Annotated in this window: 16 protein-coding genes; 4 read left to right on the top strand and 12 right to left on the bottom strand. The window is 62.3% G+C overall.

Annotation, left to right across the window (positions count from 1 at the left end):
• Positions 1-182 precede the first annotated feature (182 nt).
• The 3 genes from ACZ9BX_RS10380 to ACZ9BX_RS10390 are packed head-to-tail and all read right to left on the bottom strand — an operon-like array spanning position 183 to position 2236.
• Positions 183-965, bottom strand: coding sequence for a VOC family protein (locus ACZ9BX_RS10380; RefSeq protein ID WP_476217660.1), 783 nt, complete (start codon positions 963-965; stop codon positions 183-185).
• A 45-nt stretch (positions 966-1010) separates the two neighbouring features.
• Positions 1011-1481 carry a DUF1579 domain-containing protein gene (locus tag ACZ9BX_RS10385; RefSeq protein WP_037140636.1) on the bottom strand — a complete coding sequence of 157 codons (471 nt, stop codon included), beginning with the start codon at positions 1479-1481 and terminating at the stop codon, positions 1011-1013.
• 29 nt (positions 1482-1510) lie between these two features.
• Complete coding sequence (locus ACZ9BX_RS10390; protein ID WP_476217662.1) at positions 1511-2236, bottom strand: DUF899 domain-containing protein; 726 nt, start codon at positions 2234-2236, stop codon at positions 1511-1513.
• A gap of 90 nt (positions 2237-2326) precedes the next feature.
• Between ACZ9BX_RS10390 and ACZ9BX_RS10395 the strand changes: the two genes are divergently transcribed.
• The gene (locus ACZ9BX_RS10395) at positions 2327-2773 is read left to right on the top strand and encodes a MarR family winged helix-turn-helix transcriptional regulator (RefSeq protein WP_027507622.1); all 447 of its coding nucleotides are present in this window, start codon (positions 2327-2329) and stop codon (positions 2771-2773) included.
• Here the strand turns inward: ACZ9BX_RS10395 and ACZ9BX_RS10400 are convergent, their stop codons facing one another.
• The 3 genes from ACZ9BX_RS10400 to ACZ9BX_RS10410 all read right to left on the bottom strand — a co-directional run bounded on the left by ACZ9BX_RS10400 (position 2774) and on the right by ACZ9BX_RS10410 (position 4520).
• On the bottom strand, positions 2774-3526 hold the full coding sequence (locus ACZ9BX_RS10400; RefSeq protein WP_476217664.1) for an RES family NAD+ phosphorylase: 753 nt from the start codon (positions 3524-3526) through the stop codon (positions 2774-2776).
• Complete coding sequence (locus tag ACZ9BX_RS10405; protein ID WP_476217666.1) at positions 3486-3869, bottom strand: antitoxin Xre/MbcA/ParS toxin-binding domain-containing protein; 384 nt, start codon at positions 3867-3869, stop codon at positions 3486-3488. The genes ACZ9BX_RS10400 and ACZ9BX_RS10405 overlap by 41 nt, the downstream gene beginning before the upstream one ends.
• 228 nt (positions 3870-4097) lie before the next feature.
• Positions 4098-4520 carry an organic hydroperoxide resistance protein gene (locus ACZ9BX_RS10410; protein ID WP_027507625.1) on the bottom strand — a complete coding sequence of 141 codons (423 nt, stop codon included), beginning with the start codon at positions 4518-4520 and terminating at the stop codon, positions 4098-4100.
• Between the two features lie 123 nt (positions 4521-4643).
• On the opposite strand from ACZ9BX_RS10410, the gene ACZ9BX_RS10415 reads away from it, so the two are divergent.
• Positions 4644-5111: a MarR family winged helix-turn-helix transcriptional regulator gene (locus ACZ9BX_RS10415; protein WP_476217668.1), complete on the top strand. Its 468-nt coding sequence runs from the start codon at positions 4644-4646 to the stop codon at positions 5109-5111.
• A gap of 43 nt (positions 5112-5154) precedes the next feature.
• Here ACZ9BX_RS10415 and ACZ9BX_RS10420 read toward each other — a convergent pair whose 3' ends face one another.
• Positions 5155-6555, bottom strand: a complete 1401-nt coding sequence (locus tag ACZ9BX_RS10420; protein WP_476217670.1) for an MFS transporter — start codon at positions 6553-6555, stop codon at positions 5155-5157.
• A 117-nt stretch (positions 6556-6672) separates the two neighbouring features.
• On the opposite strand from ACZ9BX_RS10420, the gene ACZ9BX_RS10425 reads away from it, so the two are divergent.
• Together ACZ9BX_RS10425 and ACZ9BX_RS10430 are read left to right on the top strand one after the other, a co-directional pair.
• Positions 6673-7638: a LysR family transcriptional regulator gene (locus ACZ9BX_RS10425; protein ID WP_476217672.1), complete on the top strand. Its 966-nt coding sequence runs from the start codon at positions 6673-6675 to the stop codon at positions 7636-7638.
• Positions 7639-7789: 151 nt separating this feature from the next.
• Positions 7790-8662 (top strand): cell wall hydrolase, encoded by an 873-nt coding sequence (locus ACZ9BX_RS10430; RefSeq protein ID WP_086997790.1) that lies wholly within the window; start codon positions 7790-7792, stop codon positions 8660-8662.
• 43 nt (positions 8663-8705) lie between these two features.
• Here the strand turns inward: ACZ9BX_RS10430 and ACZ9BX_RS10435 are convergent, their stop codons facing one another.
• The 5 genes from ACZ9BX_RS10435 to ACZ9BX_RS10455 all read right to left on the bottom strand — a co-directional run bounded on the left by ACZ9BX_RS10435 (position 8706) and on the right by ACZ9BX_RS10455 (position 12589).
• Entirely contained in the window at positions 8706-9419 is a 714-nt protein-coding gene (locus ACZ9BX_RS10435; protein ID WP_476217674.1) for a L,D-transpeptidase, read from the bottom strand.
• Between the two features lie 170 nt (positions 9420-9589).
• Complete coding sequence (locus tag ACZ9BX_RS10440; protein WP_476217676.1) at positions 9590-10396, bottom strand: L,D-transpeptidase; 807 nt, start codon at positions 10394-10396, stop codon at positions 9590-9592.
• 108 nt (positions 10397-10504) lie between these two features.
• The gene (locus ACZ9BX_RS10445; RefSeq protein WP_425376375.1) at positions 10505-10714 is read right to left on the bottom strand and encodes a hypothetical protein; all 210 of its coding nucleotides are present in this window, start codon (positions 10712-10714) and stop codon (positions 10505-10507) included.
• 153 nt (positions 10715-10867) lie between these two features.
• Entirely contained in the window at positions 10868-11557 is a 690-nt protein-coding gene (locus ACZ9BX_RS10450; protein ID WP_476217679.1) for a VOC family protein, read from the bottom strand.
• Between the two features lie 108 nt (positions 11558-11665).
• Complete coding sequence (locus ACZ9BX_RS10455) at positions 11666-12589, bottom strand: alpha/beta hydrolase family protein (protein ID WP_027507633.1); 924 nt, start codon at positions 12587-12589, stop codon at positions 11666-11668.
• Positions 12590-12663: the final 74 nt, after the last annotated feature.

Here is a 12663-nt window from a genome sequence, read left to right on the forward strand (position 1 = left end):
CCCCCAAAAATGTTCAGGAAGGGTTAACCCTGCGGGGCAGTTTTCGGGCGGGAAGGATAAAATTTGAATAAAATTAAGAGATTAGCAGGACAGGCTTTACCCTCAAAAGTAAGTGGCGGCCCGTTTCAACGAGCCGCCACCGGTCATTCTCAATATTTCGATTCGCCGTTTCAGTGAGTGGATCAGCGGCCCGACGCCACGAGGCAGAAGAAGGCGCCCTGCGGGTCCGTCGCATTGATGATCCAGCTGCCGCCGGGCACTTCCATGGGACCGACGACTATCTTACCGCCGCCCGCATTGACGCGTTCGATGGCGCTGTCGATCGCAGGCACATTGAAGTAATAGCCCCAATAGCACATCGGCACATTGGCAGGTTTGGTCATCATGCCGCCGATCTGCTTTCCGTGTTCGGCGAAGATGCGATAGGCGCCCATCTCGCCCATGTCGAAATCGTGGTCCTTGGTCCAGCCAAATATCTTCGAATAGAACGCGAAGGCTTCCTCCATGTTGCCGCCCATCAGTTCGTGCCAGCCGATATGGCCGGGCGTATTCATGGGCAGTTCCGGCTGCGGGTTTTCCATCGGCAGCGGCGTCATGATGCCGAGGACGGCGCCATGCGGGTCGGCAACGATGGCGAAGCGGCCGATCGTCGGGATATCTTCGGGCGGGCGGCGCACCTGGCCGCCGTTTGCCTCGTAATCCTTCGCCGTCTGGTCGACGTCGTCAACGCAGACATAGCCCGTCCAATTTGGCGGAATGCCCTGCCCTTCGAGTTCGGCCGGGAACGTCATCATGCCGGCAACGCCGCGGCCGTCCGCCTCGAAGATGGTGTAGGGAGGCATCTCCCCTATCGTCATCTCCTTCGTCGTCCAGCCGACGACCGAGCCGTAGAATTTTTCAGCCGCCGCGGTGTCGGGCGTCATCAGTTCGCACCAGATGAATTTTCCATGTGTATCGGAAGCCATGATCTTTTTCCTTTTCGTGCGTGTGAGGTCGGGCTTGGTTCGGAATCACGGCTTGCGCGTGTAATGCGCCTCCATGAACTGCTTCCAACTGCCGTCCGGCTGCTTGGCCGCCGAGTTGAACGTGCGGTGATCGTCGTCGATGAAGATGATCTGCTCGCGGTAATCCTGTTCGGCACCTTTGTTCTCGAAATCGGGGCCGCGGGTGTAGAGGCTGAGCACCTTGCCGTCCGGCGAGGCGTCGCCCTCATAGACCCACAGATGGTCCATCATCGAGCCGATCCAAGTGCCGACATATTTACCCTTGGTGGCATTGTAGCCGAGGGTGAGCATGGTGGTGGCGGCACCTCCGCCCGGCATTTCGCCGTTGCCTTCGGCCACGAACCAGATGCCGTGCAGCGACCGCACGATCTCCGTCCATTGCTGATCACCGCTCATTTCGGGCGCGGTGACATCCCATACGCCCACCAGCTTTTCGAGGAAGCGATGCTCCTCCAGCACTTGTGCTTTTTCCATCATCCTTCTCCCTTGGGTGATGTTCGCAGGTTTCAGTGACGGGATTGCGTCTTCGGAACATCCTCGTATTCGTCGTGGCGCTTGACGAAATCCATCGTGCCGTTTTCGTTTCGGCCTTTCGGCGCGCGGTCGAGGATCATCAACGTGCCGATCAACTCCTCCGGCCCACGAGCGTAGCTAGAGTAGGTGTGGAAGATTTCACCCTTCTCGTTCTTGTAAAAGGAGCTGATACCCGGCAGTTCGTCATGGGCCTCGGCGGGATCGATCGCCGTGAAATTATAGAAGACCTTGTCCTTGGCGAGATCTTCGTTGGTGAAGGAGACGTGGTAGTCGAAATTGAAATCGCTGCCGAAGGACGAGACCCACGGGAATTTCCAGCCCATGCGCTTCTTGTAGGCCTCGATCTTGGCAAGCGGCGCGCGCGAAACCGCGACCCAGGTGACGTCGTGATGGTTGAGATGCGGCAGCGCGCCATCCACGTGGTCTGAGAGGAACGAGCAGCCGGGGCAGCCGGCCTCCCAATCGGGACCGAGCATGAAGTGGTAGATCATCAGCTGACTGCGGCCATCGAAGAGATCGGAAAGGCTTTTCTTTCCATGCGGCGTGTCGAAGACATAGTCCTTGTCGACCGTGACCCAGGGCATGGCCAGGCGCTCGGCATTGATCCTGTCTCTGAGATGCGTTTCTTCTTTCTCCTTCAGAAGAAGCGCACGGCGGGCTTCGAGCCATTGTTCACGGGAAACGACTTGATTCTGCATCGCTTGCGCCCTCCTCCGGCGCCGCCGGCTCGGACCGGCATTCGTTTTCATTCACTTGACTAAATACATTGATATCAATAGAAATAGAGCATGTCAAACGTGATAGAAATTCCCCTTTCGACGACACTGCTGGTGCGGGACACCTGCCTGTGCCTGCATGTTCAGCGCGCCGCTCGGGCGCTTGCGCGGCTCTTCGACGATGCACTTCGTCCGGTCGGCCTCACCAACGGGCAGTTCTCGCTGATGATGTCGCTCAACCGGCCGGAGCCGCCGCCGATGGGTCCCGTCGCCAATCTTCTCGCCATGGATCAGACGACGCTGACGGCGGCGCTGAAGCCGCTGCAGCGCCGTGGCTGGGTAAATGTGACGCAAAATCCGAAAGACAAGCGGGGGCGGCTGCTCAGCCTGACGCCGGAAGGCAAAGCGGTGCTCACCGCGGCACTGCCGATCTGGAAACGGACGCATGCGGCGCTGGACGAGATGCTGCCGGACGGCAGCGGCGACCGGCTGAGAAGCGATCTGCGGGCGCTGGCGTAATTAGCGCGTAATGCGCTGATCGTTGCCGAAATCGCCCCTGGCAAAGCCGATCCGCATCTTCGGAAACTCGCACAGCGCCTGAACGCCTGTTGCTGAAAGCCGGATGCGCCACGTCTGACGCTCGACCGGCTCGCGGGCGCTGAAGGCTCTCGCCGTCAGGAGCGCGATATTTTTGCCGTGGTGCGGATCGCGGACGGATTCGTAAAGGATCGCCTCAGTGCCGATCGCGCGGGCAGAATCGGCAAGCGCCTGGCAGGGTTCGTAGTTCAGCGGATCGGTCCATGCCGGGCGGTCGCGGTTCAGCGGCGGCACGGTCAGATCGAGCGCGGCCTTCGTCGCGACGAGAGCCGCAAAGGCGGTGTATTCGGCCGCATTCGCAGGCAACGGCGTTTCAGGCGAATCCGCGAAAAAGAGCAGGCGATAGAAGGCCATCTCGGCGAGCGCCGTCTCCACCTTTTCAGAAGCGTAGAAGACACCGAGCGTGCGCCCGGCCCTGCGGAAGCGCGAGCCGTGCGGATAGAGGGCACCGTAGCGGAACGGCGTGGCGAGCAGATAATCGAGACCGGCGCATTCCGGCGGCAGCGCCGGCTTGCTTTCCTCAAGGAGTGTCTCGAGCAGCGCCTGCTCCTCCAGCGTATCGACGAGCTTCAGCGTGGAGATATGATGCTGCGCCTCCACCAACCGCCAGAAACCGCCGGAGGCCGCGCAGGTTTCAGACGAGAGCGCGGCGGGCGTCCAGATAGGCAAGGACATCGGTTAATCCGGAAATGCTGACGATCTTTTCGAGCGGTGCGGCGCCGAGCACCCCGTTGGCATTGCGCAGCCATTGCCTTGCAACCGCCTCGTCGCCACCAACGATCGCGTCCAGCGAGCGAAAGAGGCGGACAAGCAGGACCGCCAGCTCAAAGGACTTGCTGCCGCGCTCCAGCAAGTGATCCTGCCGCTTCATGCGCGAGACGGTGGCTTCCGACACGCCGAGAACGGCAGCGAGCATGCGGGCACTGATGCCAAGCCGATCCGCGGCACTGACCGCCGCCTTGGTGATCACCGCGGCTTCGGAGGTCCTGCGGCTGTCCTGAAGGTGCAACGAGGTCATCGGCATATCCTTTCCTTGGAAAGAATATAGCGAATTTATTTCAGATGAAAAGAGGGCGGCTTGTTTCTTCGCCCCGGCGGGGAGAAGTGCAGAGCGCAGCGAGGCGATGAGGGGCTAGCGGCGCAGAGTGAACGTCTGAGCGAAACAAGGGCCGCGTTTGCCGCGCCGCCCCCCCTCATCTGTCCTGACGGACATCTTCTCCCCATTGGGGAGAAGGGGAAGTTCGATTTAAGCCACCGTGACCGGAACTTCGGTCGAGGTGCGCATGGCGTGGCTGTAGGGGCAGACGATGTGGGCGGCGGCGGCGAGCTTTTCAGCCTCGGCCTTGTCCAGGCCAGGAATATTGACGGTGAGCGCCACTTCGATGCCGAAGCCCGTACCGTCTTCGCGCGGGCCGATGCCGACCTTGGCGGAAACCGTGGTGTCCTCCGGAATCTTGACCTTCTGCTGGCCCGCGACAAATTTCAGGGCACCGAGGAAGCATGCGGAATAGCCGGCGGCAAAAAGCTGTTCGGGATTGGTGCCCGTTGCGCCGTCGCCGCCGAGTTCTTTCGGAACCGTCAACGTCACGTCGAGGACGCCGTTTTCCGAAACGGCGCGGCCTGCGCGGCCACCGGTGGCGGAAGCTTTGGTCGTATAGAGAATGGGCATGTCTGTCTCCTTTGCGTTGGGGTTGGATTTCGTATATTGCACAATTAAATTGTACGCAAGTGAATTTTGCAAATTGCATTCGGAATTGAAAAGAGGAGAATTGCACCTCAAAGGAACAGGATCATGAAAGCGCAGATGGCAAAGACGATGGAAATCCCGGAAGAGGAAAGGCGCCTGGAGAAGCAGCTCTGTTTCGCGGTCTATGCGACGGCGCATGCCTTCACGCGCGCCTACAAGCCGATCCTCGACAAGGTGGGCCTCACCTATCCGCAATATCTGGTGATGCTCGTGCTCTGGGAAAAAGCCGAACTGCCGGTGAAGACGATCGGCGAGCAGCTCGACCTCGATTCGGGCACGCTCTCACCGCTGCTCAAGCGGCTGGAGCAGACCGGGCTGATCAAACGCACCCGGGACGTACGCGACGAGCGGCAGGTGATCGTTTCGCTGACGCCGAAGGGCCGGTCGATGAAGAGCGAGGCGGGAACGATCATGGCCGCCATCGGCCAGGCGGCCGGTTGTACGCTCGAAGAGATGGCGGAAATCCGCGGAGCCTTGCAGAAGCTGCGCGGGAACCTGAACGCAGCGGTGTGAGAAATCGCCCGCGCCTTTAAGCGCGGGCGTTGGCAGAAAAGGCCTATTCGGCAGCCTGATAGGCAGGGGCGCGCAGCGGCGATGTCCGCGGGCCGAGGGCGGCGAGAAGCACGACCGCGACCGCAAGCAGAGCCGTGAAGGCTACGCCTGCCACATACGGATCCCAGCCGAAGGACGGTGCCGCACCGAAGACCGCCGAAGCGGCTGCGAGCACGATGCCGCCGCCGATCTGGAAGGCGGCAAAGAGCATGCCAGAGGCCAGGCCCGATTTGTCTTCCTCGACATCAGCGAGTGCTGCGACCTGCACGGAGGGATAGGTCAGCGCATAACCAAGGCCGAGCGGGATCTGCGACAGGACGACGAGCAGGATCGGATTGATGTGGCCGACGGCCGCGACCCAGAGGACGTAGCTTGCTGCCTGCAGCGCCACGCCGAGCGCCATGAGACCCGTGGTGCCGCGGCTCTGCGCAATCGCGGCAAAACGCGGAGCCAGGAACATGACGAAGACGCCGCCTAGAGCGAAGCAGAAGCCGGTGGCGAAGGCCGACCAGCCGAGTTCGTTCTGATAATAGAGCGTCGCGATGAACTGGAAGCCGACATAGACGCCCTGAAAGAGTGCGGCGACGGCATTGGCATGGCTGAGTTTTGCCCGGCGGAACATCGCAAGCGGCACCATCGGATAGGCATGCCGCGCCTCGACGGCAAGGAAGAGCAGGATCAGGACGGCCGCTGCAGCCAGCGCGCCCCAGGTGGGAAAGGCACTCCAGCCCTCGGCTGCGGCGTTGGTGATCCCGAAGACGAAGAGCAGCAGGCCGGGGGTGATGGTCAAGGCGCCTGCCCAGTCGAAGCGCGGGCGGGCTTCACCACGGCGTTCGTCGGCAGGCAAGACGAAGGGCGCGATCGCCAGCGTGAGGATAGCCACCGGAGCGCCCATGACGAGCGTCGCCCGCCAGGTGAAGATGGTGGCCGCACCGCCGAGCACCATGCCGAGCACGAAGCCGGCGGCGCCGGTGGAGGAGAAGACGCCGAGCGCCTTGGCGCGGGCGCTGCCCTCCCCGAAGACGGATAGCAGAAGCGCCAAAGCGGCCGGTGCGGTGAAGGCGGCGGCGATGCCCTTGACCAGACGGGCGGCAATCAACGTCGGCCCGCTGTCGACGAAGCCGCCCGCGATACTCGCAGCCGCGAAGACGGCAAGCGACCAGAGAAAGACGCGGCGATGGCCGAAGACGTCGGCAACGCGGCCGCCAAGCAACAGGAAGCCGCCATAGCCGAGAACATAGGCGCTGACGGCCCATTGCAGCGAGGTCGCCGGCATGCCGAGTTCGGCTTGGATGGCGGGAAGTGCGACGCCGATGGTCGAAACGTCCATGGCGTCAAGGAAATTGGCGGCGCAGAGCAACAGCAATGCCAGCCCCGCCCCGTTTCGAGATTTTGTGAGAGTCATCGAGATCGTTCCTTTTGCTGCCGCGAGGTTGGGAGGAGGCGCGGCAGAGGAACGAGAAAATGTACAGCTCCAGACACTATTGCAAATTGATAGTAACCATGTCAGGTATTACTGATAATGATGAATGACGCGATCCTTCGAAAAATCGACCTGAACCTCCTGCTCGCCTTTTCGGTGCTGATGCAGGAGCGCAATGTCAGCCGCGCGGCCGAGCGGTTGCTGCTGGGCCAGCCGGGACTTTCGGCGGCGCTGCGGCGGCTGCGCGAAGCGCTCGACGACGAATTGTTCGTCCGCGTCGGGCGCGGCCTGCAGCCGACGCCGAGGGCGCTCGCCATTGCGCCGGCAATCGAGGATGCGCTTTCCGGCATCGAGCGGGCCATCCGTCCGCCCGCTGCCTTCGACCCCGCCGGCTGGAAGGGCGAGTTCCGCATCGGCCTGTGCGACAATCTCGAATCGGCCTTCTTCGGCCCGCTTGCCGCGCGACTGCGCGAACTGGCGCCCGGCGCCCGGCTGGTGGGCGTTGCCTTCCACAAGCGCGAAGCTGCACGCCTGCTCGACGAGGGGGCTTATGATTTCAGCGTCTCGATCCACGATGAGCCCGCCTCCTGGCATATCCGCGAGCCGCTCTTCGACCAGCGCTCGATCTCGATCTACGATCCGAACCAGCTCAGGCTGAAGACGCCGATGAGTATCGAGGACTTCACGCAGGTAGATCACGTCGGCGTGTCGTTCGAAGGCAGCAACAGCTCGACCAATGTCGACGTCGCCCTTGCCCGCCTCGGCCACAGCCGGCAGGTCGTGGCAACGGTGCCGCGCTTTTCCGCCCTGCCGACGGCGCTGCAAGCCATGCCGGCGATCGCGACGATCCCGGAATCGATTGCGCGCTGCATGGCCAAATTGCACGGGCTAACGGTCTCGGTCCCGCCGATCCCGCTGCCGGCCGAACCGGTGACGATGCTCTACCGCCGCGTCGACCGGGCAGATGGACGTTCCGTCTGGTTCCGGCGCCTTTTCCTCGAGGTTGCCAGCGCCGCCCTCGAAGCATCCGGCTGCAGCGTGGGTATTTCCAGGGCCGCCGCCTAGCTGCGCAGCCACCAGAAGCCTCTTCTTCTCCTTGAAATATAAAGCCTTTTGCCTCATTCACGAAATGTGTTTGGAATATTGAGGAACGTGAGTTAAAACGTTTGCGCGACGTGATTTGGGGCTGGACGATCACAAGAGGAGGCACCGGCCGTTGAGGGCGCGATACGCATTGGGCAAATCCATCTCCGGGATTCTCTTCGCCGGACTGGCTGCGACAGGGTGCACGACGGCCGCCAAGGCGCCGACACCGTCAACACGCACTTCTTCAATCGTAAAACCTACCGCAGCCAAAGTGACCTACAATTACACTGCGCGTGACCGCGACTGCCTGAAGCGCGCGATGTATTTCGAATCCGAGCACGCGGATCGCGATGGCTATATGGCCGTCGGAACCGTCGTGATGAACCGGCTCACCTCACCCGCATATCCCGACACGATTTGCGAGGTCGTAGCGCAGGAAAGGCAGTTCGCCCCCGGCGTCATGACCAGGACCGTTGACGCGACGGCCGGACCGGAACTCGATTCCGCCGTGGACGGCATTTTGCGCGGGCAACGGCATCCCGGCGTGCAGAACGCGATGTTCTTCCACACCGAGGGCCTGAAATTCCCCTATCGCAACATGCATTATGTCGTGGAAGCGGGCGGCAATGTCTTCTACGAAAAGCGCGGCAGGGATGGAGCATTGCAAACGCCGGCACCGCTGCCTGCCTATGAAGTGGCGATGAACTACGTTTCCGACCCGCGGCTATCTGGCTCGGTCCAGTTCGCAGGCGTGCAGCCGTTTACGACGTCCGCACAAATCGACGTGCTGCTGCCGGAGAAGGGGCCAATCCCGAAGGCCATGCCCGATGTGGCGGCCACGCTGGCACCGGACTCCACCACGACCTCCGCAATTCCGGCCGCCGCTCCGGCGGCCCCAGATATCGTCATGCCGCCTGAAGGCGCGCCGATCGCGCTGCCGACGCCCCGCCCCGCCTACAACAGCGCAGGGCTGGCTTCCGGCCATCTGCCAACGGGCGGCTGAGGAAGAGCCTCCTCCCGAGACCGGAGGAGGCCGAGGTTATTCATCACTGCCAGACGACGACCGGCGTCTTGGGGGGGACGCGATCATAAAGGTCGATGATGTCCTGGTTCAGCAGGCGGACGCAGCCAGACGAGACAGCCTTGCCGATCGAGCGCCATTCCGGATTGCCGTGCAAGCGGTAAAGCGTATCCTCGCCATTCGAGAAGATATAGAGCGCGCGGGCGCCGAGCGGGTTCAGGAGGCCGGGCTCCATGCCGCCGCGTTCGATCGAATATTTGGCGAGTTCCGGCTGGCGGGCGACCATCTCGTTCGGCGGCTTCCAGCGCGGCCACTTCTGCTTCCACTGGATGACGCCGCTGCCGGACCAGGCAAAGCCTTCGCGGCCAATGCCGACGCCGTAGCGCATCGCCGTGCCGCCCGGCTGGACCAGATAGAGGAACCGCGACGGCGTATCGACGACGATCGTGCCGGGGCGCTCGCCCGTCGGGTCGATGACCTGCTGGCGATAATAGCGCGGGTCGATCTCCTGATAAGGAACGGCGGGAATCAGGAAGCCGCCGTCCTCGATGGGACCGTATATCACGTCAAGCTCGGCATCCGTGGGAGCGGGCGTCGTTTGGAAAGGGCGTGGAAAACGGAAACCGGCGGGCTGGACACTCGGTGCCGACGTTGAAGCGCAGCCGGCGAGCGCGGAGGCCGCCGTCAAAGCCGAAAAAGAGAGAAAGCTGCGGCGGGAGAGAGATTTTTCGAGACTCATGCGGGGGACGGATTTCCTTCTGTCGCGGGGATGGCCGTCATACAGCACCCCGGTTGGTTCATTCAACGCCGGTGACGGGCAGAAATCTATCTGCCGCCGCCAAATAAACCATCCCTTCACGCAGTCGTGTCCCCGTGCGGGCAGACGATATCGCCTGCCCTGTTGCGCGGCTACATCACAACGATCTCGGCCTTTGCCGGAACGCGGTCGTAGAGATCGACGACGTCCTGATTCAGCATGCGCACGCAGCCCGACGAAGTCGCCTTGCCGATCGACTGCCAATCCGGTGTGCCGTGCACGCGGTAGAGCGTATCCTGGCCATCCTTGAAGATGTACATGGCGCGAGCGCCGAGCGGATTTCCAAGGCCCGGGTTCATGCCGCCGTTCTCGGCCGAGAAGGGGCGGATATCCGGCTGGCGCGAGACCATTTCGTCAGGCGGCGTCCAGCGTGGCCATTTCTGCTTCCATTGGATGATGCCGCGGCCCGACCAGGCGAAGCCCTCGCGGCCGATGCCGACGCCGTAGCGGATCGCCTTGCCGTTCGGCTCGACGAGATAAAGATGGCGGGCGCGCGTATCGACGATGACCGTGCCCGGCCTTTCCTGCGTCGGGTAATCGACCACCTGACGGAGATATTCGGGACTGACGCGACTAACCGGAATGGCCGGCAAACGAAAATCGCCATCGCGAAGCTCACCATACAAGGCCGCGTTTACCGGATTGGTGACCGGCAGGCCGTAGGTCTGGTTGAATTGCGTCGAGTAGAGATCGCGGACCTGCGGCACCGGCGGATCGGGGATCGCCCTTACCTTGCGCGGATCAACGCCCGGTGGCTCATAAAAGACCGGCGACGTCTCCTGCACGAAGCGGGCCGGATCGGTCGCGCCCGTATCCGGGATCAGGATGTTGCAGCCACTTAGGCCGAGGGCCGCCACGGCAAGGCCGGCAAAGGGGAACACCCGGCGCGAAAATTCCATAAACCCACCCTTTATCCATGGTCAGCGGAGCGATATCTGGCGGGAGGATGGCATTTGCGGCTGGCGTGAAGCTGGCGTCGGCGGCGGCCAGTTTCATGAAACGGAACATCACACGAGAACAACACCGTGGCCGTAGACGGCCGCCAGTTCGCGCACGAGCTGTGCTTCATGTTCGGTGAGCTTGCGGACATCGACAAAGCGCCAGTTGCGCTCATAGAGCGCAAAGGCTTCCTTTGCGGAAATGGCACATTGAGGATCGCGATCCATCAGGAGCGATTTCAGCTCCGGAAAGTCGTTCGGAATGATCTCGTCTGTCATCCGCTCAGTCATGCAGCCAATATAGTCCATCGCGTCCAAAATTGCAGTACCGTGTCAGAACATCCTGCACTCGGGCGGACTCGTCTGAGTGCAGATAAGACACTCTAATTTCGACAGCCGCCGTGGGTCCGGTTCCGATAGCGTCGCAGCTGCTTATACCGGCAACGGCTTGCCGGCCTGCTCGCTGACGATGTACTCGGCGTACCAGTTCGGCCAGCCCTCATCGTGCTCGCCCGTCAGCTTCTCGTGCTCGCCATGCGCGGCTGCCGCACGCCGGAGCGCGGCTGAAAGCTCCGTCGGCGAGGTGAATGTCGTGGCGTCCGCATCCACGCGCCCGGGCAATCGGGCGGTGATCTCCTGGAGCAGCCAGCCGTTGCCGTCCGGATCGCTGAACGAGGCGAACGAGCGGTAGCTACGATGCTCGGGATCCCGGCCGCTAAGCCGGAGCCGCCCGAACAGGTAGGGTTCGTCCGTGCCGGCATACAGGCCGCCAGCATCGTGGAACACCTCGCTGATCTCGACGCCGCGATCAAGGAGCTCGTTGCGGACTGCCTCGATGTCGGAGACGATCAGGTAGAGGCCCTGAGCGGAGCCTGGCGCTGCTGCGGTGACGTTTTTGCCGAAGATGACCGAGCCATTGGAGCCCGGCGGCGTGAACTGAATCACTCGGTAATCATCGCCGGAGGCGTAGTCGGCGTCGAGCCGCCACCCGAGGTTCGCGTAGAACTCCTTCGCACGATCCACGTCCAAAACGGGGATGACGACAATCTCGAGCTTCATGTCGATGGTCGGAACTCTCGGGGTCTCGATTACAGTTTCGCTATGCACCTGGGTATTGCTCATGTCGAGCTCCTTCGGTTTGGGTGCTTCTGAGAGTGGCGAAAAATGCAAAGCGAGTGGAACACAGCGCAGGCGCGCAGTCGAATCAATTATCCTCCGGTATTGACGGGCTCAGGCCGCCACACTGCGGAAAAAGCGGATGCTTTGCTCAATCTCGGCAGGCAGCGCCGAGGTGTGGTTGCCGGCGGCCGTATCCGCCTCGATGTGGATGCCGACGGCACGGGCGCGGCGGGCAAGCAGGCCGGCACGATCGTTGAAATGATCCTCTTCCGTGCCGTGAACGACGCGCACCGGGCATTTGAAGCTCTGCGCGTAGCAGAGCGCCGAGCGAACCTCGAATTCATGCCTGTTGCCCTCATCGAAGCGGATGTCCTGCGGATAGCGATTGAAGAAGCGGAAGGCGTCCGGATTGCCGGAAATCGGCGCGGCAGCGCGGAAACGGTGCGTACTCATGGCGGCGAGCATGGTCAGCGTGCCGCCGATGCTGTGGCCCGCGACAAACAGCCGGTTCGGATCGACGCCGGGCAGATGCGCCAGCCGGTCGGCGGCGGCAAGAACGTCGTCCACCTCGTCATAGAAGCCGGAAAAATTGCCCATCTGGCCATTTTCGCCACGGACGGATGGCATCAACACCACGAAACCCCCATCGGCATAGGGCTTCAAGAGTTGCCACTGGCCGACCCCCATGGCATTGCCGCCATGGAGGAAAAGCACGCCAGGCTTTGCGTGGCGCCCGCGTTTGTACTTGCTGATCCAAGCGGCCAGTTCGAGCTCGCCGCCGGCGTGGGAGCGGTAGAATATCTGCTCGCCGTCCGGCGGTGCGGCCAACGCCTCGTATTTGTCCGGCGCAGGACCTTTTTGAAGCAGCCTGGTGCGGAAACGGTGGCGGACCTTGGCATAGTCGCGGGCGATCAGGCGCGGCTGATCCGGAACATTAAAGGCGGAGGCTGCGTGCGGCAGCACGAGAGCGCCTGCGATACCGGCGAGTACAGCGCGGCGTTGGTGAAAAAAGGCATTTCGATCGTCAAAGGACATGACACAGCACCCAGTAACCCCCGGGGCATTCAAATATCTGCACCGGAACGCGGTTGCGGCCAATACACATTGCG

It is taken from the genome of Rhizobium sp. USDA 3886 (genome assembly GCF_056279785.1).

Bases quoted from the DNA above. Each gene is read 5' to 3' on its own strand.
- ACZ9BX_RS10445 (WP_425376375.1), bottom strand. From the start codon at position 10,714: ATGACAGACGAGATCATTCCGAACGACTTTCCGGAGCTGAAATCGCTC.
- ACZ9BX_RS10410 (WP_027507625.1), bottom strand. From the start codon at position 4,520: ATGCCCATTCTCTATACGACCAAAGCTTCCGCCACCGGTGGCCGCGCA.
- ACZ9BX_RS10385 (WP_037140636.1), bottom strand. From the start codon at position 1,481: ATGATGGAAAAAGCACAAGTGCTGGAGGAGCATCGCTTCCTCGAAAAG.
- ACZ9BX_RS10425 (WP_476217672.1), top strand. From the start codon at position 6,673: ATGATGAATGACGCGATCCTTCGAAAAATCGACCTGAACCTCCTGCTC.
- ACZ9BX_RS10405 (WP_476217666.1), bottom strand. From the start codon at position 3,869: ATGACCTCGTTGCACCTTCAGGACAGCCGCAGGACCTCCGAAGCCGCG.
- ACZ9BX_RS10420 (WP_476217670.1), bottom strand. From the start codon at position 6,555: ATGACTCTCACAAAATCTCGAAACGGGGCGGGGCTGGCATTGCTGTTG.
- ACZ9BX_RS10440 (WP_476217676.1), bottom strand. From the start codon at position 10,396: ATGGAATTTTCGCGCCGGGTGTTCCCCTTTGCCGGCCTTGCCGTGGCG.
- ACZ9BX_RS10415 (WP_476217668.1), top strand. From the start codon at position 4,644: ATGAAAGCGCAGATGGCAAAGACGATGGAAATCCCGGAAGAGGAAAGG.
- ACZ9BX_RS10455 (WP_027507633.1), bottom strand. From the start codon at position 12,589: ATGTCCTTTGACGATCGAAATGCCTTTTTTCACCAACGCCGCGCTGTA.
- ACZ9BX_RS10435 (WP_476217674.1), bottom strand. From the start codon at position 9,419: ATGAGTCTCGAAAAATCTCTCTCCCGCCGCAGCTTTCTCTCTTTTTCG.
- ACZ9BX_RS10395 (WP_027507622.1), top strand. From the start codon at position 2,327: ATGTCAAACGTGATAGAAATTCCCCTTTCGACGACACTGCTGGTGCGG.
- ACZ9BX_RS10400 (WP_476217664.1), bottom strand. From the start codon at position 3,526: ATGTCCTTGCCTATCTGGACGCCCGCCGCGCTCTCGTCTGAAACCTGC.
- ACZ9BX_RS10380 (WP_476217660.1), bottom strand. From the start codon at position 965: ATGGCTTCCGATACACATGGAAAATTCATCTGGTGCGAACTGATGACG.
- ACZ9BX_RS10390 (WP_476217662.1), bottom strand. From the start codon at position 2,236: ATGCAGAATCAAGTCGTTTCCCGTGAACAATGGCTCGAAGCCCGCCGT.
- ACZ9BX_RS10450 (WP_476217679.1), bottom strand. From the start codon at position 11,557: ATGAGCAATACCCAGGTGCATAGCGAAACTGTAATCGAGACCCCGAGA.